This window comes from Sphingobium sp. LMA1-1-1.1, from assembly GCF_040676365.1.
Taxonomy (GTDB): Bacteria; Pseudomonadota; Alphaproteobacteria; order Sphingomonadales; family Sphingomonadaceae; genus Sphingobium.
Genome location: NZ_JBEGHS010000023.1, coordinates 360351 through 378026 on the forward strand (window position 1 = coordinate 360351; position 17676 = coordinate 378026).

Consider the following 17676-nt stretch of genomic DNA (forward strand, 5'->3'; position numbering starts at 1 on the left):
GCCATCAGCCGGTAGGTTCGACCGCGCTGGCCCACAGGGTTTTGGGGGAAAAGCTTGCTTGAGGCGGAACGGCTGGCCGTTATCAGAAGCGTGTTCTCGTGCGGGCAGGCTGGTGCCGAGGCTCTGGCATCTGCCGTTCGCGACGCGGTCTTTCCACACAAGGCCTTCGTCGCGCATCAGGGCGACCTGGCCCATCATTGCTGGGTCGTCGTGGAAGGGGCTGCGCAAGCCCAGATCAACTCGGCTGACGGTCAACGGACGTTGCTCGCTTCCCATGGTCCCGGCGAAATCTTCGGCAGCTACCCTGTGCCAGCAGTGTTGCGCAGCGACATCGTCGCCCAAGGTTCGCTCCATCTACTCTGTATTGAAACGGCGACGCTGGTGGACCTTGCCCGATATAGCGCGGAGATTGCCCATGGCCTGAGCATGCTGTTCGCCCGGCAGCTGGATGTGATGCTTGACCGTATGGCTGCACGAACCACTTTGACCGCCTATGGCCGGGTCTACGCCGAACTGCTGCGCCTGGCCGGCCCCTCTAACCGGATTGAGCCGCCACCCGTGCTGTCGGCGCTTGCATTGTCGGTTCATACCACGCGCGAAACGACATCCCGGGCGATCGCACACCTGTTGCGGCGTGGTATCGTTAGCAGGACCGATGAGGCGCTCAACATATTGGCGCCCCGCCTCCTGGCCGACTTGGTAGCCTGAGAACACCAACCAAGACTTGCTTAAAAAGCCATCGGTCCGCTCGCACCATTCCAAGCGTTGCGGGCTGAAAGTCAGCGACTCTGCCCTAATTAAGGAAACAGGCCATACAGCGTCAGATCGCCCAGCGCCGTCCTGATGTCGCCCATCGGTTGGACATTTGCCTCCGGCGCATGCAAGGCAAGGGCCAGGGCGGCGGCTTCGCTGAGAACCACCGCCCCCTTGAGATCCGCCACGGCAATCATGAGCACGCGATCCCAGCGCCCCGCCCGCGCATCTGAGACGGCCCGGTAATCCAGTCCCAGCCGGGCATCAGGATATTCACTCCGCAAGTCGGAAACCCGGCGAGCAGCTTCGCCGAGGGAAGGCAGACGATAGGCGCGCTGTCCCTCCTGCCTCGCCAGATCCACGCCGTCCCCATTCAAGCAGAAATGCAAAGATTCGGGTATCGCGATCAGGGCAGCAGCCTCAGCCTCTGTCGACAGGGTGACCCGTCGACTGTCGCTCCGTTCGAGTTCCAGACGATCCAGCCGAAGCCCGAGGGCCTCCCAGCGGGCCATGCACTTCCCGCGCTCTTCGCCCCGTCCGACGATCTGCAAGGCGCGGGCCGAAGATTGCAGGCGCTTTGCCTCGCACAAGGCAAGTCCCATGGCGGCCTGCCTCGACACCTCGACGGACGCATCGCTGAGCGGCTGCCAATCATCCATTTCCTTCACCGCGACTGCCTGCTCCAGCAGCGCATCGAACCGATCGGCCCAGCTAGGTCCGAAGGGCTCGACCGAGGTGGTCCGGAACAGTTCAGCCGGACAGGGCAGAACGACATGCAGTTGTCGGCCCGCGACGACGGCGGCTTCTGCCACCAATATGTCGGTCCCGGCCGCCAGCGCACCGACCACCATGGAAGGTGCCAATGCATCCACCGCCCCGGCAACCGCCTCGGCCGCCCGGTCATCATCCGTGGCAAGGCCCAATATGCCTTCGAAATAGAGCGGCGAGGCCGGGCGATGACGGTCCAGCCAGTCGACGGGCTGCCCCGCCTCGGCCAGGATCATGGCGAACTGCCGCAGCGTAGAGGCATGATCTTCCCATGCTTCGGGCTGATGTCCGATCGCTCGCCTCAGCATCCGTTCGGCATCCCGAGTCCGGCCCAGCAGCAACAGCGCTTCGGCGCGCGTCGCATCAATCCAATAAGGCGTCTCGGCGGCGCGCAGCGGATCATCGAGCAGCGCCATTACGGCATGAGCCAACGTTGTCGCCGCCTCGCCTCGTCCGGCAAGAAAAGCGAGCGTCGCCGCGTTGATTAATGGATAGGTCGCGCGCGAAAGAGCCGAAGCACGCTCATAAGCGGTGATCGCGCGGTTCAGCAGATCTTCCCGCACGGTGCCGCTTTCCGCCGCCGCGCGATCCTTGAGAAGGCGCCCGTAGACCGTCAGGACATCCGGATCGTCCGACTGTGGCGACAGGCCGGCGGCATGAAACGTTGCCCAGGCTTGTTCCAGCGCGCCCGCCCGCGCCAGTCGCGTAATGCTGTTAAGCTGCGGCCTGATCATTGCCAGCCTTGTCCCATAAGCGCCTGTTCGCCGCCACCGAATTCGCCCGCTGCGCTATTTGCGCGGCCCTTTGCTGACGCCGTCCGGATCGATTGCCAGGACAACGCCGCCATCGCCGCCATGTTCATAGCGACCGCGAATATACAGGTTGAAGATGAAGCCCTGCTCCTCCCCTTCCTTCAGCGGTTCGCCCGTATAGCCGTTGCACATATAGTTACGGCACCGCAGCGCCGGATAGCCGCCAATCTCAATCATCTCCAGGTCGAAGAAGCTGCGGTTGGGCGCCACCGGGGCGGGCGGCGGAGCCAGCGAGCTATTCTCCTTCTTCTCCAGGAACCAGAGCGGATCGGTATCCTTCCCATCATGGAAGCTGTAGCCGGGCGCATCCAGGATGATGGTGAAGAAGCACATATATTCGATGAACTCGATATTCTCGAATCCGTAGCCCCTGAATTCGGCATGGTGCGCGGGATCGCTCGACTGCGCCAGCTTCAGCAGGCGCGCCTCGGTGGCCTGTAGCCCCCGTTCGCAAATCGTCGCGAACCAGCGACTCACATTCCATACGCCTTCCCGCACGCGAATGTAGAGCAAGGTGACATGGTCGATCTCGTCGCCGGGTCCAACGGTCCTGACACTGTTTCCGTAAGGCAGCATTCAATCCCCCTTTGCCAAAGCCCTGTTATCGGCCTGCGCTATAGCATCCAGACGCTTGATCGACGTAATCCGAAATGCCGGATCTGCCGCGGCATTCGGGCTTGCGTCGTGCATGATCCGACGGGCCTGGCCGACGAGGCGATGGACCTCTGCTCCCTGGTGGCGCGCCCTCGCCACCTCTGCCGCATCCATCAGCAGCCGCAGATGCTGTTCGAACCAGTTCTGGTTTTGCGGGTCGCGCCGGCGGAGCGCCGAAGACTGGATTTGCGCATCCTGAATCAGCCTGACCGCCTTGGCCGTCTCTCCGGTTTCGAACGCAATTCGCGCGAGGGAACGAGTCGCCACCAGAGTATCATAGGCAATGTCGCCATTTTGCGGGTCTTCCCGCCGCAGCGGCTCGAGCAGCCTTAATTGCTCCAGCCGATGCTGGGCCGCGGCCTGGAAATCACGACGGTCATACTGCACGTCGGCCAGCCGCGCGTGGCGTTCGGCCACCTCCTTGCGAATGGTGAGAGATCGTGGATCGGCCTGCTGCGCTCGCTGGAACCAGTAAAGCGACTTTTCATAATTCCGGATCGCATCGGCATGGTCGTTCTTCGCCTCCGATTGGACTGAGGCGATATTGCTGAGCGCATAACCCACTTCCGTAAAGCTGCGCGCGGCATGGGGTTGATGCTGCAAAAGCTGACGGGCCCAATGCAGATAGGCCCAATAATGGTTGAGCGCCCTATCGGGCTGCCCGGACAGCTGATCGACCTGCCCGATCCAGAATTCGCTCTGCGCGTGGACGAAGATCCATTCGGGCCGTTCCGGATCGTCGTTCAGCAGTGCGGTTGTCGTGCGATGCGCTTCTTCGAACTTGCGCCGTGCAGCAGGCAGGCTGCCGCGGGCAATGTCATCCTCCCCCATGGCCTGAAGGATACGCGCACGCCTTTCCAGACTGTCGTCCGGCAGATCGTCGAGATTTCCCTGATCGCGATAATAGTTCATTGCCCGGTCGTTGACGACAGAGAGGGCATCCAGGCGACCGACGCTACGCAGACGTTCCCGCAAATCGGTCAGCATGAATTCGATGATCCCTTCTGCTTCGGCGCGTTGCCGCTCGGCTTCTCGCTGCGCCTGCAAAGCCGCAACCGACAGCGCGACGAAAGCTAGCATGATCAGCAACAGAGCCAGCGTGACAGCCATCACGCGCCGGATGCGCCTTTGCGCGTCGCGCTGCACCAGCCGGTCCAGACCAATCCCAGCCAGCCCGGCAATGATCTTCAAGGTGCCGAGCCGGACGCCATCGCCCTCCCGCCGAAGGTCGGCCGCAAGCGGTTCGACCCCATCCCTCAGCGCCGGCGGGAAGGCATCCGTCGGTTCGCCATCAATGATCGCCGCCAGGATCGGCCGATCGGGATGGAGGGCCCGGAACAGGCGAATTTCCTTGTCCACCCATGGCGACGCCGCTGAATTGGGTGAGCACAGGACCAGCAATGCTGCGGACTTTGACAGCGCCTGCTTGACGGCCTCCGACAGGTCGGCCGTTGCGGGCAATTCATCGCGGTCGCGAAAGATCGGCCCCAATTTGCGCTTACCATCCGAACGGACCGTCCTGCCTGGAAAGCGATAGGATTCCAGTCGCCGCTGCAACGGACGCGCCCACGCAACGTCCCTATGATTATAGCTCAGAAAGGCGGCATAGGTCGCCTTCGTTCCGTTGTCCTCCATCACAAGGATTGACCCTGTTCCTCTCTTTAGCGGGCGGTGCACCACATCGTCGTCCAGTGCCATAATTTGCACGCTCGCCCAATGGAGCCGAGGGGTTTGGCTATCGAAAAAGCCGCCGTGGGGGAAGGTTGCCTGCAAAGTTCGCATGGCGGCGCGGTGCTGTCAAAGCAAACCGGGGTTCGGTAAATGGTGGGTCATGACCAAGCCCACCATTAGTCCGTTTCGGTATTTCAACTCCTCCCCGGAGGTGATCCGGTTGGTGGTGATGATGTATGTCCGTTACCCGCTGTCGCTGCGGAACGTCGAGGACCTGCTGTTCGAGCGTGGCGTCGATATCTGCCACGAAACGGTGCGGCTGTGGTGGAACCGGTTCGGCCCGCTGTTTGCTGGCGAGATCCGACGCCAGCGGATCAACAAGATGTGCAGCTTTCGCCACTGGCGCTGGCACCTTGATGAGATGTACGTGAAGATCAACGGCAAGATGGTTTACCTCTGGCGCGCCGTCGATCACGAAGGCGAAATTCTGGAGAGCTACGTTACGAAGAAGCGGGATAAAAAGGCAGCTTTGGCCTTCATGAAGAAAGCATTGAAACGGCACGGATCACCAGCAAAAATCGTAACCGACGGACTCCGATCCTATCCAGCAGCAATGCGTGACCTGGGCAATATCGAGCAGCAGGAAATGGGGCAGTGGCTGAACAATCGGGTTGAAAACAGCCATCTCCCCTTCCGACGACGGGAGCGGGCTATGCTCAGGTTTCGACAGATGCGATCCCTGCAGAAATTCGCATCCGTCCACGCCCACTTTCACAATCACTTCGCCCTGGAGCGCCATCTCGTCGATCGAGAGATTTACAAGCAAAGACGCTCGGCCGCCTTGGCCCAGTGGCAGTCTCTCGCGAGCTGAGTTTCTCCGTTCTAAGCCCGAAGTGCATCGTGTGGAGAGCGGTTCGCCTTTGTCTGACAGCACCGAAAATTCATATAAAACTGTAGCAAGTTGGATTCCGGCTCGGCAGATATTTCGCGGCTAGGCGATCAGCCGCCATCCCACCACCACCAGCACCGCAGCCAGCAGGGGCTGGAGCACGCGATCCGACGTGCGCGTGGCCAGCAGCGATCCGATCACGATACCGGGCAGCGACCCCGCCAGCAGGTTGACCAGCAGCACCGGATTGACGTTCCCGATCCACAAATGGCCAAGTCCGGCGACAAGCGTCAGCGGCACGGCATGAACGATATCGGTCGCCACCAGCCGCTGCATCCGCATGCGGAGTGGATAGAGCGCCAGGAGCAACGTCGCACCGATCGCGCCCGCACCGACCGAAGTCAGCGTCACCATCGCCCCCAGCAGGGCGCCGGCCAGCACAGTCAGCGCCGGCTGCCAGCGGGTGAAACCGTCGGCCGTGCCCACCCGGCGGGCGAGCGCCCAGCTATGGAAACGGCCGCGCAGCAGGGTCGCACCTGCGGTAGCGATCAGCACCACGCCCAGCGCCGCCGTGATCACGCCCGTCTTGATCTGCCCAAGGTGCATCTGCGAAAGGATCGCCAACGTGATCAGCGAGGCGGGGATGCTGCCGATCATCAGGCGCTTCACGACTTCATAATCCGGACCGCCCTCGGTACCGCCCTGATGGTGGTGAACCGCGCCGCCGACCGCCTTTGTGATCGACGCGAACCACAGGTCGGTGCCGACCGCCGTGGTGGGCGCGACGCCGAACAGCAGGATCAGGATCGGCGCCATCAGCGAGCCGCCACCCACTCCGGTCATGCCGACCATCAGGCCGACGAAAAGGCCTGCGATCGCGTGCAACAAATCCATATTTCGCCCCAAATTCGTTACGTCGTGTAATCCGCGATGTGTAGGACCGAAAAACCGCGCCAGCCAGCCCCCTTTTGGATTGGAAATTTATCGCCTCCAAAACAAATGCTGTTGAATGCAAGAGTGACGCGATGCTCTCGACTTTCCTTGCCACCGGCGTCTAAGAGACTATCTGGCCAAAATGCGTTCCTCCGCGAATTTCCCAACAGGCTGTAAAGACAGGGACATGATGAAGCTGTTCATTGGCAACAAGGCCTATTCAAGCTGGTCGCTACGCGGATGGCTGGCGTGCAAGCTGTCCGGCCTCCCCTTCGAGGAGGTTGTTGTGCCGCTTTACGACGAAGCGTGGGAAAAGCGCCGCGAGGGTGACGAATTCGCCCCTTCTTCCGGGAAGGTGCCAATATTGTGGGACGGCGACGACGTCGTCGTGTGGGACAGCCTGGCGATCGTCGAATATCTGAACGAGAAGTCGGGCGGCGACCGATTCTGGCCGGCAGACATCGCCGCGCGCGCCATGGCCCGGTCAATGGCGGCGGAAATGCACTCCAGTTTCGCTGCGCTGCGACGTGAGCACAGCATGAACATCCGCCAGATCTATGCTCCCGTCCCTCCATCCGAGGCCGCGGCTCAGGATATCGCGCGCATCATGCAACTCTGGGCGGAGGCCCGCGCCCGCCATGGCGGCGAGGGAGAGTTTCTGTTCGGGGATTTCAGCGCGGTCGATGTGATGTTCGCGCCGGTGGTGACCCGCTTCATCACCTATCAACTCCCCGTTGCCCGCTTTGCGGAAGCCTATATGCGCGCCATCATCAATCATCCCTGGATGCAGGAATGGATTGGCGGCGCACAGGCGGAAGAATGGGTGATCGACCGTTTCGAAGCGCCTCCGCAATTGGGATAAGGCAAGTTTTCGGTCATTTGCGGAGGTTGGGCAAATGTCGCGAGCAGATGGCCCGTTCCGCCATTTCCGCCATGGAAAAGGGGCGGCAGGCATATCACCCCCGGCCCTTTTCCAGATTATCGTGCCCGATCAGCCGACGATTTCTTCAGGCTTGAAGAAATAGGCGATCTCGATCGCGGCATTTTCCTCGCTGTCGGAGCCGTGGACCGAATTGGCTTCGATCGATTCGGCATATTCCTTGCGGATGGTGCCTTCATCGGCATTGGCCGGGTTGGTGGCGCCCATGATGTCCCGATTGCGCTTCACCGCATCTTCGCCTTCCAGAACCTGGACGACAACCGGGCCGGAAATCATGAAGGCAACCAGATCGGCGAAGAAGGGGCGCTCCTTGTGCACGGCATAGAAGCCTTCAGCCTGTTCACGGCTCATGCGGATACGCTTGGAAGCGACAACGCGCAGACCCGCTTCCTCCAGTTTCCTGGTCACGGCGCCCGTCAGGTTGCGACGGGTCGCATCGGGCTTGATGATCGAAAAGGTGCGGGTAACGGCCATAAGGCTCAAAAGCTCCGAATTGTTGGGATAAGTTGGCGCGCCCTTTAGACCGGGCCGGAGCCTATCGCAAGAGGGCTGATGGGGCAGGGCCCTGCTAGGGGCCTTGCACCCATTTGCGGCCTTCCTGCCGCCAGAAGCGGGGGGGGACCCCGTCCCGTTTCGAGAGATCGCGCCAGTTGGAGCGCGCGCCCTCTATGGTTTCAGCGTCGAAGAAGTAGAAAGCCCGCTCGAAACCCATCGCTTGCTCACGCCAGAGGCCATCCGCCAGTGCGACATGCCGTGCCCCGTTGGCGGCCAACTCGCCCGCCGGGCAATCCTGTGCGAGCAGTATCGGCTGCACCGATTCGGCACCCTCGCCGGCCCGGCCATGCGCCAGGAAGCTTTCGGGCGGCCCGGCCCATAGCCCGGCGGAAATCCGATCCAGCCGCTCAGGCTCCCTTGCGACCACCATCAGCCGCGCGCCCATGGCCAGGATGCGGCCCGCAATCGCGGGCAGCACCTGTTCCACCGGATCGCGGCTGAGCTGGTAGAAATCGACCTGCATTATTTCTCTATCTTGTCAGCCACATAACGGTCGAGCAGCCGCACGCCATAGCCTGTCGCGCCCTTGTCCCAGGTTGCGCCGGGCTTGTCGGCCCACACCATGCCGGCGATGTCGAGATGCGCCCATTTGACGCCCTCCTCGACGAAACGCTTGATGAACTGCGCCGCCGTGATCGACCCGCCATAGCGCGGCCCGATATTCTTCATGTCGGCGATCGGGCTGTCGATCAGCTTGTTATAGGCATCCCCGAGAGGGAAGCGCCACAGCGGATCGCCCGCCGCCTTGCCAGCCGCGATCAGATCGTCGGCCAGCCCGTCGTCATTGGCGAAGATGCCTGCATATTCATTGCCCAGAGAGATGATCATCGCCCCGGTCAATGTCGCGAGATCGATGATGATCTCGGGCGCATAGGTTTTCTGCGCCCAGGTGATGACGTCGCACAGCACCAGCCGCCCCTCGGCATCGGTGTTCAGCACCTCGATGGTCTGCCCCGACATGGAGGTTACGATGTCGCCCGGACGCTGCGCATTGCCGTCGGGCATATTCTCGACAAGGCCGCAGATGCCGACGACGCGGGCCTTCGCCTTGCGTCCGGCCAGCGCCTTGATCGCACCCGCGACCGCACCGGCGCCGCCCATGTCCCATTTCATGTCTTCCATGCCCGCGCCGGGCTTGAGTGAAATGCCGCCCGTGTCGAAGGTCACGCCCTTGCCAACGAAGACCAGCGGCTTTTCGATCACGCCGCCCGTCCCCGCCGAATCTGTGCCATCCCATTCCATCGCCAGCAGCCGCGGTTCGCGCATGGAACCCTGCGCCACGCCCAGCAGCGCGCCCATGCCCAGTTCCGCCATCGCCGCCTTGTCCAGGACGGTGATCCTGACGCCCAGTTCCTCCAGATGCCTGCACCGTTCGACGAAGCTCTCGGGATAGAGGACGTTCGCCGGCTCCGCCACCAGTTCACGGGTGAAGGCCACGCCCGCGGCCACGGCAGCCTGTCTTTCCCAGGCCGCCCCTGCGTCGCTCGACACCAGCGTGACCTGCTTCAGGGTCGGCTTGGCCTTCTCCGCCTGCCGGGTACGGTAGGTGTCGATCCGCCAGCCGCGCAGCAATGCGCCGAAGGCAAGGCGCGCCGCTTGTTCGCCGCCGGGCGCGCCTACGAACTCCACCGCAGCGTGAACCGCCCCGCTTGTCGCCAGCCGGGCCGTCAACGCGGCGCCCGCCCGCTCGAAATCCACATCACCGCCAGCTCCGGTACCCACCAGAACGACGCGCAGCACCTTGCCGCCTTCGTCCACGAAGCTCTCGAAGCTGGATCCCGCTTCCCCCGTGAAACGCGCGGCCGCCGCCCCCCCGACCAGCACGGACGCGGCGCTCAGGGGCAAGGCGTCGAAGCCGCCCTTGGGCACGGCGAAGACCAGTGTATCGGCTTCGGGACGGACAGGGCTGAACGCGATTTCCATCTGGGGTCCTTTATTTCCTGCAAGGCTTGTATCTCTCTGCCCAGATAGTGCGGCCGGCCCGGTCTGGCAAAGCCGTTCGACTGATTTTCCGGCAAAACTCTTGGCCGAGACGATTGCAGCGCAGACAAAGCGGTGCAATAGGGCAGTGCAATAGTCCGGGAAACAGAACGCCCCGTCAAAGAGGCCCCATTCTTTTGCAGAACCGCCCCTTCCTTTTGCGTTTCAATCGGCTCTTGGCCGCTGGCGTCGCCTTTCCGTGCCTGGCGGTCATCCCGCATGCCGCCGCCCAGCAACTCCAGGAACCGCAGACGACAATCAGCGCGCCCGACGCCCCGGTGCCGGAGAATGACGATCAGATCGGCTTTTCCGCCGATGCGCTGGAATATGATAGCAATAAGGAGGTCGTGACCGCCAACGGCAATGTGCAGTTGCTGCGCCACGGCAACCGGCTGCGCGCCGACAAGGTCGTCTGGAACCGTGATACCGGCAAGGTGGAGGCGAGCGGCAATGTCTCCGTCACGGATCCCGAGGGCAATATCGCCTATGGCGACAGGTTCGACGTCACCGACAGCCTGCAGGACGGCATGGTCCAGAACATGCTGCTGGTGCTGCAGTCGGGCGGGCGCCTGGCCGCCGTGAACGGCGAGCGGAAGGGCGGCGTCTACACCCTGCAAAAGGCGGTCTATACCGGCTGCGCAGTGGAGGATCACAAGGGCTGCCCCAAGGAACCGACCTGGCAGATCAAGGCAGTGAAGGTCATCTATGATCCGGTGAAGGCCAGGGTCAAATATACCAATGCTAGCGTCGAGCTGTTCGGCCTCCCGCTCATCCCGATGCCCGGCTTCTCCCACCCGGTCGGCGACAATGGCGGCAGCGGCCTGCTGGTGCCGATATTGCGCTACAACCGCAACAACGGCTTCGAACTCGGCTTGCCCTATTATATGAAGCTGGGACCCAATCGCGACATCACCGTCACGCCCCACGTCTTCACCAACGCCCTGCCCCTGCTGGAGAGCAACTACCGCCACCTGTGGGATCGGGGCGCCTATCAGATCACCGGCTATGCCACCTATGGCAGCCGCGTCGCTACCGGCAGCACATCCACCACTACGCAGAAGGATTTTCGCGGCTATCTCGATGCCAGCGGCGCGCTGCAGCTGACGCCGGAATGGAGCATCAACGGATCGATTCGCGCGACGACCGACCGCACCTTCCTGCGCCGCTACTATATCAGCAATGATGACCGGCTGCGATCGACCATCAATGCGCAGCGGATCGGGGACAACAGCTATTTCTCGATCGCCGGGTGGGCCGTGCAGACTTTGCGCACCGGCGATCCTCAGGGGCAGATGCCGATCGCCTTGCCCGTCGTCGATTATCGCTTGCGGATGAAGGACCCGCTGCTGGACGGCGTCATCCAGTTCCAGGCCAACAGCCTGGCGATCACCCGCACCCATGGAGAGGATACGCAGCGCGCTTTCGCGGCGTTCGAATGGAATCTGCGCAAGCTGACGCCGATGGGTCAGGACGTCACCTTCACGACCTATTTGCGCGGCGATGTCTACCACAGCGACGAAAATCAGCTGGCCACCGTCGCCAGCTATGCCGGCGATCCCGGGTGGCAGGCGCGCGGGATCGCGGCGGCGGCGATCGACGTCCGCTGGCCGTTCATGGGTGAGGCCTTTGGCGGCGTGCAGCGTATCGCCCCTCGCGTGCAGATCGTGGCGGCGCCCAGAATCGCCAATCTGACCGTCCCGAACGAGGATGCCCGCTCCATCGACCTGGAGGACAGCAACCTTTTCGCGCTCAATCGCTTTTCCGGCTACGACCGGTTCGAGGATTCGACCCGCGTCACCTATGGGCTGGAATATAGCCTGGCGCTGCGCCATTTCTCGCTCGAAAGCGTGATCGGGCAGAGCTACCGCCTGAACAGCCGGGAAAATATCCTACCGGTGGGCACGGGCCTGTCAGACCGGCTGTCCGACATCGTCGGTCGCACCACGATCCGTTATCGGGATTTCCTCAGCTTCACGCACCGCTTCCGGCTGGACAAGGATAATCTCGCCATCCGACGGAACGAGATCGACGCCACCATCGGCAGCAAGAAGACCTATGCGATGGTCAGCTATCTGCGGCTCAACCGGAATGCCGACCTCAGCCTGGAGGATTTGCGGAACCGGGAGGAGCTCCGGCTGGGCGGCCGCTTGCAGTTTGCGCGTTTCTGGTCGCTGTTCGGTTCCACCGTGATCGACCTCACCAATGCGAGGGAAGATCCGTTGAGCGTCGCCAACGGCTATCAACCCGTCCGACACAGGCTGGGCGTCACTTATGAAGATGACTGCCTGACGCTCGGCCTGACCTGGCGGCGCGACTATCAGGTGCTGGGCGACGCACGAAAGGGCAACAGCTTCCAGCTTCGGCTGGCTTTTCGCAATATTGGCATATAAGGATCAGCCGTCCCGTTTCCTGCTCAGGGCCGGTTAAGGCGGATCGGCGCATCTCGTGCCGACCCGATTGGAGAGTTTTGTCGACGATGCAGCCTGTCGTTTCCCATTATGCCTTAAAAGGGTTTTCCCGCATTGGCAGCGCCGCCGCCAAGGGCCTGCGCACCCTGCTTCTGTCCTCGGCCCTGCTGGCCACCGGCGCCTCCGGAAGTTTCGCCCAGACGGTGAATGACGATGACAATGTCGCCACCCAGCAGCTCAACCTGCCCAAGGACGTGACCATCTTCGGCAAGAGCGATCCCAATGTCCGCAAGGCGACGGCGATCGTCAACGGCCGCATCATCACCGGCACCGACGTCGACCAGCGCCTCGCCCTCATCATCACCGCCAATGGCGGCAAGGTGTCGGACGAGGAAAAGGAAAGGCTGCGCGTGCAGGTGCTACGCAACCTGATCGACGAGACGCTGCAGATCCAGGAAGCCGCCGCCAACGATATCAAGGTGGACAAGGCCGAGATCGACCAGAGTTATGAACGGGTCGCGGCCAATTTCCGCCAGTCCCCCGCGCAGTTCGATCAATATCTGCGTCAGCAGGGCAGCTCCGCCGCCAGCATCAGGCGCCAGATCGAGGGCGAACTGGCCTGGAGCCGCCTGCTCCGCCGCAACATCCAGCCCTTCGTCAACGTGTCGGAGGATGAGGTGAAGTCGGTGGTCGACCGGATGAACGCCGCGAAGGGCAGCGACGAATTCCGCATCGGCGAAATCTACCTTTCGGCCACGCCGGAAAATCAACAGCAGATCATCGCCAACGCCCGCAACATCATCGAACAGATCAAGCAGGGCGGCAGCTTCGCGGCCTACGCGCGGCAATTCTCCGAAGCCTCTACGGCGGCGGTCGGCGGCGATCTGGGCTGGGTTCGCCCCGCGCAATTGCCCGATGAACTGGCGCAGGCGGCAGCGGAAATGCAGGTCGGCCAGATTGCCGGGCCCATCGGGGTGCCCGGCGGCATATCGATCATCTACGTCATGGACAAGCGGAAGGTGCTGACCGCCGATCCGCGTGATGCGCTTCTCAGTCTCAAACAGCTCTCCGTGAGCTTCCCGGCAGGCACGACCAAGGAGCAGGCGAGCACCAAGGCCGCGGCCTTTGCCGCACAGGTCAAGGCGATCAAGGGATGCGGCCAGGCCAATGAACTGGGCGGCAAGATCGGCGCGGACGTGGTCGACAACGACAATGTGAAGCTGCGCGACCTGCCACCGCAATTGCAGGAAATCCTGATCAACCTCCAGGTCGGCGAAGCGACGCCGCCATTCGGATCGATCAATGACGGCGTGCGCGTGCTGGTGGTCTGCGGCCGTGACGAAGCCTCTACCGCCGCTGCTCCCAATGCCGAACAGATCATGGCGCAGCTTGAGGAAGAACGAGTGAACAAGCGCGCCCGCATTTATTTGCGCGATCTTCGCCGCGATGCCGTCATCGACTATAACTGATCCTGCGGCCCCTCCGGCAATGGGGCCGCCCTTCGCCGTTTCGCTCGGCGATCCGGCCGGCATTGGCCCGGAAATCGTCGCCAAGAGCTGGGTAATGCGCGAGGCGCGAGGCCTGCCGCCCTTCTTCGCCGTGGGCGACGCAGCCTCTCTGCGCGCCGTCTGGCTTGGTCCGGTCGAACCGGTCAGCACGCCGGAGGAGGCCGCGGAAGTCTTCGGCAAGGCCCTGCCCTGCCTGCAAGTGGCCGACGCGGGAGAGATCACGCCCGGCATGCCCAGCATCGACGGCGCGCGCACGGCTTTTCAGGCTCTGGAAGTGGCGGTCGGCCTCGCCCGCAGCGGTTCGGCCGCCGGGATCGTCACCGCCCCGGTCGGCAAGGAACAGCTTTACGGTGTCGGCTTTACCCATCCGGGACAGACCGAATTCATTGCGGAGCGCTGCGGCGTTGCGCCGCATAACGCCGTCATGATGCTGGCGGGACCATCGCTGAAGGTGGTGCCGATCACCATCCATATCCCGCTGGCCGAGGTGTCGTCCGTGCTGACGATCGACCTGATCCGCGCCCGCGCCATTACCACGGCAAAGGGACTCCAGCGCAATTTCGGCATCGGTCGTCCCCGTCTGGTCGTCGCGGGCCTCAACCCCCATGCAGGCGAGGGCGGCGCGCTGGGGCGGGAAGAGATCGATGTCATCCGGCCGGCCGTGGAGTCGCTGCTGGCGGAAGGATACGACATTCAGGGGCCGATCGCCGCCGATGCCCTGTTCCACAGCCGCGCCCGCGAAACCTATGATGTGGCGCTCTGCATGTATCACGACCAGGCGCTGATCCCGATCAAGACGCTGAATTTCGACGAGGGGGTCAACATCACCCTGGGCCTTCCCATCGTGCGCACCTCACCCGACCATGGCACCGCATTCGGCATTGCAGGCAAGGACAGTGCCAATCCCGGCGCGATGATGGCCGCGATCAAGATGGCGGCCGAGGCCGCGCGTGCACGATTGACCCCTGGCTGCTAAGGTCGATGACCGCCGATACCCACCCCAGGCTGTCACCGCCCAAGCTCCCGCCGCTGCGAGACGTCATCGCCGCCCATGGGCTGCAGGCGAACAAGGCGCTCGGCCAGAATTTCCTGCTGGACGAGCAATTGCTGGACAGGATCGCCGCCATTCCCGGACCGCTCAAGGACCAGCCTGCCTTCGAGGTTGGGCCTGGTCCCGGCGGCCTGACCCGCGCCGTCCTGCGCGCCGGGGCGCGGCTGGTCGCGGTGGAGCGCGACCGGCGCTGCCTGCCCGCCCTTGCCGAACTGTCAGAGGCGTTTCCGGACCAGCTTCGTGTGATTTCCGGCGACGCGATGGCCGTCGACGTCCGCGCCGAAGCCGGCGAAGGGGCGCATATCATCGCCAATCTTCCCTATAATGTGGGCACTGCACTGCTCATCGGCTGGCTTTCGGCCGACTGGTCTCCGCTCCCCTGGTGGTCGAGCCTGACCCTCATGTTCCAGATGGAGGTCGCCGAACGGATCGTCGCAAAGCCCAATGGCGATCATTATGGCCGTCTGGCCGTGCTCGCCCAATGGCGCGGCGACGCCCGCATCGCGATGAAGGTCCACCGCAGCGCGTTCACCCCACCGCCCAAGGTCATGTCCGCCGTGGTTCACATCACGCCCAGGCCAGCCCCCCAAGGCGTGCAGCTCAAGCATCTCGAACGCCTCACCGCCGCCGCCTTCGGCCAGCGCCGCAAGATGCTGCGCCAGAGCCTCAAAGGGCTGCCCGGCGCTCTGGAAGCGCTGGAGACCGTCGGCATCGACCCGCAACGCCGCGCCGAAACCGTCAGCGTCGAGGAATTCGTGGAGACGGCGCGCGTACTGGGTAGTCTTTGACCTTCACGCGGTTTCGGACGGATCCACGATGGGTCGGCAGCCACTTGCCCTTGCGAATTCAGCCTTCTGTCGGGACGAAAGCGCCCTTTTCCCTATCCTTCACGACCTTGTCGGCCCGGAACACCGATCCGCTCATCGTGATGTAAACCCCAGGAGCGGCGACCTGCACCGTCGCAAAGGCCATGCCGAGGTTGAAGCTGGCGTCGCTCTCGCCAAAGCGTGCCGGTGCGAGCGCGCCGACCAGCACCACTGTCTTGCCGGCAATGGCGGACAGCAGCTTCGCAGTCTCGGTCATCGTATCGGTGCCATGGGTGATGATGATGTGGCTTTCGGGCGCCGTCGCGACCCGGTCGCGGATCAGGGCGCGGTCGGCATCGTCCAGCTCCAGGCTGTCCTTGCGCACCACTTCCTCAATGCGGAATGGCCGCTTGACCCGGGCGATGTCGAGCAGCTTCGATACTACGGTCTCACCCACCTGATAGTCCGACAGTGCATCGAAATAGATCTTGTCGATCGTTCCCCCGGTGGTGAGGACAAGAATGGGCATTTCGGGGGACAACATTGCAGGACTCCCATAGGAACGCCGAGCCCGTAGAGCATTTCCAGGCCAAGGTGAACCGCGTCGGCGCTATTCGCCCCGGGCCATCGCATCGCCCCGGTCGCGGGCAGCGGCCAGCGTGTCGGTGAGCAGATCCAGCAATCGATCGTCGGCATCGAGCACGTTCAGTCCCTGCCGCGTCATGCCGCCAGGGCTGGCCACTCGATCCGCCAGCACCGCCGGGCTTTCGCGCGCCATGGCAGCCATGCTTGCCGATCCGCGCACGGTGGCCAGCGCCATACGCTCTGCCTGATCGCCGAGCAGACCGATCGACTCGCCAGCCCGCGCCAGGGCATCGATGAAGCGGAACAAAAAGGCGGGGCCACAGCCGGACAGCGCGGTGACCGCGTTGAACTGGCCTTCATCCTCAATCCATTCGGCCAGACCGAGCGGAGCGATGAAGGCTTCGACCGCTTTTCGCGAGAGCGCCGCGCAAGCGTCTTCCGCATGCAGGGCGATGACGCCCTCCCCGATACCCACCGGAAGGTTGGGCATTGCGCGCACGATTTCTCCTGCTGCAGGAAAGGCCGCGCGCAGTTCGGTCAGACGTGTTCCCGCGAGAATCGAGGCGATCCGCATATCGCCGCGGCAAAGAGGCGCGAGACAGCCCGCGACATCGCCAAGCTGATAGGGCTTCATGCCCAGCAGGACCGTAGTGCTGCCCGGCAGCGAGGCGGGATAGTCGGTGACCACTCTTACTCCCTCGGCCACCGGCTTGCCGCTGGGGCGCAGTACGGTGACTGTTGCGGGATCAAGACCGCAGGCGAGCCAGCGCTGCAGCATCTGCCCCGCCATATTGCCGCAGCCGACAAGGAAGAGATGATCGGGCCAGATGTCGGTCATCGAATTGCGCCTCAGGCTTCGCCGCGCGTTTCGATGAGGCTGGCGGAAATCGCTTCGGTCGGCGTCTTGCCGCCCCAGAGGACGAACTGAAACACCGGGTAGAAGCGCTCGCATTCGTCGATAGCGGTTTCCACAAGAAGCTGCGCCTGATCGAGGGTCAGCGTGCCGCCCGCCCCCAACAGCGCGCCGTGGCGGAACAGCACGATGCCGCTGGAGGACCAGAGTTCGAAATGGCCAAGCCAAAGCTGTTCGTTGATCAGGCCCAGCGTTTCGTAGATGGTGCTGCGCTTGTCGTCGTTCACCCTTATGTCGGGGAGGGCGAGCATTTGCAGTACCTGATCCTCGTCACGCCAGATGCCGCGAAGTTCATATTGTGCCCAGGATCCCTGGGTACTGGCGACGATTTCGTCCTCACCGACCTGATCGTAGCTCCAGCCATGCGCCTCGAAAAAGGCGGCCAGCATGTCGATCGGTGCGGCCTCCTGACCGCCATTTTCAAATTCGTCGCTGTCCATCATCTGCGCG

Annotated in this window: 17 protein-coding genes; 7 read left to right on the top strand and 10 right to left on the bottom strand. The window is 63.1% G+C overall.

Going from position 1 to position 17676, the window contains the following annotated elements:
• The first annotated feature begins 54 nt into the window (after window positions 1–54).
• Complete coding sequence (locus tag MRBLMA1_RS13170; protein WP_363737275.1) at window positions 55–708, top strand: Crp/Fnr family transcriptional regulator; 654 nt, start codon at window positions 55–57, stop codon at window positions 706–708.
• Window positions 709–797: 89 nt separating this feature from the next.
• On the opposite strand, the gene MRBLMA1_RS13175 is transcribed toward MRBLMA1_RS13170, so the two are convergent.
• From MRBLMA1_RS13175 to MRBLMA1_RS13185, 3 genes are read right to left on the bottom strand one after another with little or no spacing between them, the layout of a single operon-like run.
• The gene (locus tag MRBLMA1_RS13175) at window positions 798–2255 is read right to left on the bottom strand and encodes a TRAFs-binding domain-containing protein (RefSeq protein ID WP_363737276.1); all 1458 of its coding nucleotides are present in this window, start codon (window positions 2253–2255) and stop codon (window positions 798–800) included.
• A gap of 54 nt (window positions 2256–2309) precedes the next feature.
• Window positions 2310–2909, bottom strand: coding sequence for a hypothetical protein (locus MRBLMA1_RS13180; protein ID WP_363737277.1), 600 nt, complete (start codon window positions 2907–2909; stop codon window positions 2310–2312).
• Window positions 2910–4622: a TIR domain-containing protein gene (locus MRBLMA1_RS13185; protein ID WP_363737278.1), complete on the bottom strand. Its 1713-nt coding sequence runs from the start codon at window positions 4620–4622 to the stop codon at window positions 2910–2912. It lies immediately after the preceding gene.
• 196 nt (window positions 4623–4818) lie between these two features.
• On the opposite strand from MRBLMA1_RS13185, the gene MRBLMA1_RS13190 reads away from it, so the two are divergent.
• Entirely contained in the window at window positions 4819–5529 is a 711-nt protein-coding gene (locus MRBLMA1_RS13190) for an IS6 family transposase (protein WP_363737279.1), read from the top strand.
• Between the two features lie 120 nt (window positions 5530–5649).
• Here MRBLMA1_RS13190 and MRBLMA1_RS13195 read toward each other — a convergent pair whose 3' ends face one another.
• Window positions 5650–6441 (bottom strand): sulfite exporter TauE/SafE family protein, encoded by a 792-nt coding sequence (locus tag MRBLMA1_RS13195; protein ID WP_363737280.1) that lies wholly within the window; start codon window positions 6439–6441, stop codon window positions 5650–5652.
• Window positions 6442–6667: 226 nt separating this feature from the next.
• Here MRBLMA1_RS13195 and MRBLMA1_RS13200 point away from each other — a divergent pair, with 226 nt between their 5' ends.
• Window positions 6668–7342, top strand: coding sequence for a glutathione S-transferase family protein (locus MRBLMA1_RS13200; protein WP_363737281.1), 675 nt, complete (start codon window positions 6668–6670; stop codon window positions 7340–7342).
• Window positions 7343–7471: 129 nt separating this feature from the next.
• Here the strand turns inward: MRBLMA1_RS13200 and ndk are convergent, their stop codons facing one another.
• From ndk to MRBLMA1_RS13215, 3 genes are all read right to left on the bottom strand, one after another.
• Window positions 7472–7894 (bottom strand): nucleoside-diphosphate kinase, encoded by a 423-nt coding sequence (gene ndk, locus MRBLMA1_RS13205; protein WP_133652867.1) that lies wholly within the window; start codon window positions 7892–7894, stop codon window positions 7472–7474.
• A 94-nt stretch (window positions 7895–7988) separates the two neighbouring features.
• Complete coding sequence (locus MRBLMA1_RS13210; RefSeq protein WP_363737282.1) at window positions 7989–8438, bottom strand: DNA polymerase III subunit chi; 450 nt, start codon at window positions 8436–8438, stop codon at window positions 7989–7991.
• Window positions 8438–9898 carry a leucyl aminopeptidase gene (locus MRBLMA1_RS13215; RefSeq protein WP_363737283.1) on the bottom strand — a complete coding sequence of 487 codons (1461 nt, stop codon included), beginning with the start codon at window positions 9896–9898 and terminating at the stop codon, window positions 8438–8440. Before MRBLMA1_RS13215 ends, MRBLMA1_RS13210 begins: the two co-directional genes overlap by 1 nt.
• A gap of 194 nt (window positions 9899–10092) precedes the next feature.
• Here MRBLMA1_RS13215 and MRBLMA1_RS13220 point away from each other — a divergent pair, with 194 nt between their 5' ends.
• The 4 genes from MRBLMA1_RS13220 (at window position 10093) to rsmA (ending at window position 15710) form a co-directional block, all read left to right on the top strand.
• Window positions 10093–12345: an LPS-assembly protein LptD gene (locus MRBLMA1_RS13220; RefSeq protein ID WP_363737284.1), complete on the top strand. Its 2253-nt coding sequence runs from the start codon at window positions 10093–10095 to the stop codon at window positions 12343–12345.
• An 86-nt stretch (window positions 12346–12431) separates the two neighbouring features.
• A complete protein-coding gene (locus MRBLMA1_RS13225; protein ID WP_363737285.1) occupies window positions 12432–13832 on the top strand; it encodes a peptidylprolyl isomerase in 1401 nt (466 codons plus the stop codon).
• A complete protein-coding gene (pdxA, locus tag MRBLMA1_RS13230; RefSeq protein ID WP_363737286.1) occupies window positions 13810–14847 on the top strand; it encodes a 4-hydroxythreonine-4-phosphate dehydrogenase PdxA in 1038 nt (345 codons plus the stop codon). The genes MRBLMA1_RS13225 and pdxA overlap by 23 nt, the downstream gene beginning before the upstream one ends.
• A 5-nt stretch (window positions 14848–14852) precedes the next feature.
• Window positions 14853–15710: a 16S rRNA (adenine(1518)-N(6)/adenine(1519)-N(6))-dimethyltransferase RsmA gene (rsmA, locus tag MRBLMA1_RS13235; protein WP_363737287.1), complete on the top strand. Its 858-nt coding sequence runs from the start codon at window positions 14853–14855 to the stop codon at window positions 15708–15710.
• A 58-nt stretch (window positions 15711–15768) separates the two neighbouring features.
• Here the strand turns inward: rsmA and MRBLMA1_RS13240 are convergent, their stop codons facing one another.
• The 3 genes from MRBLMA1_RS13240 to MRBLMA1_RS13250 all read right to left on the bottom strand — a co-directional run bounded on the left by MRBLMA1_RS13240 (window position 15769) and on the right by MRBLMA1_RS13250 (window position 17669).
• A complete protein-coding gene (locus MRBLMA1_RS13240; protein ID WP_363737288.1) occupies window positions 15769–16272 on the bottom strand; it encodes an asparaginase domain-containing protein in 504 nt (167 codons plus the stop codon).
• Between the two features lie 66 nt (window positions 16273–16338).
• Window positions 16339–17151: a pyrroline-5-carboxylate reductase family protein gene (locus MRBLMA1_RS13245; protein WP_363737289.1), complete on the bottom strand. Its 813-nt coding sequence runs from the start codon at window positions 17149–17151 to the stop codon at window positions 16339–16341.
• A gap of 11 nt (window positions 17152–17162) precedes the next feature.
• Complete coding sequence (locus tag MRBLMA1_RS13250) at window positions 17163–17669, bottom strand: YbjN domain-containing protein (RefSeq protein ID WP_133652858.1); 507 nt, start codon at window positions 17667–17669, stop codon at window positions 17163–17165.
• Window positions 17670–17676: the final 7 nt, after the last annotated feature.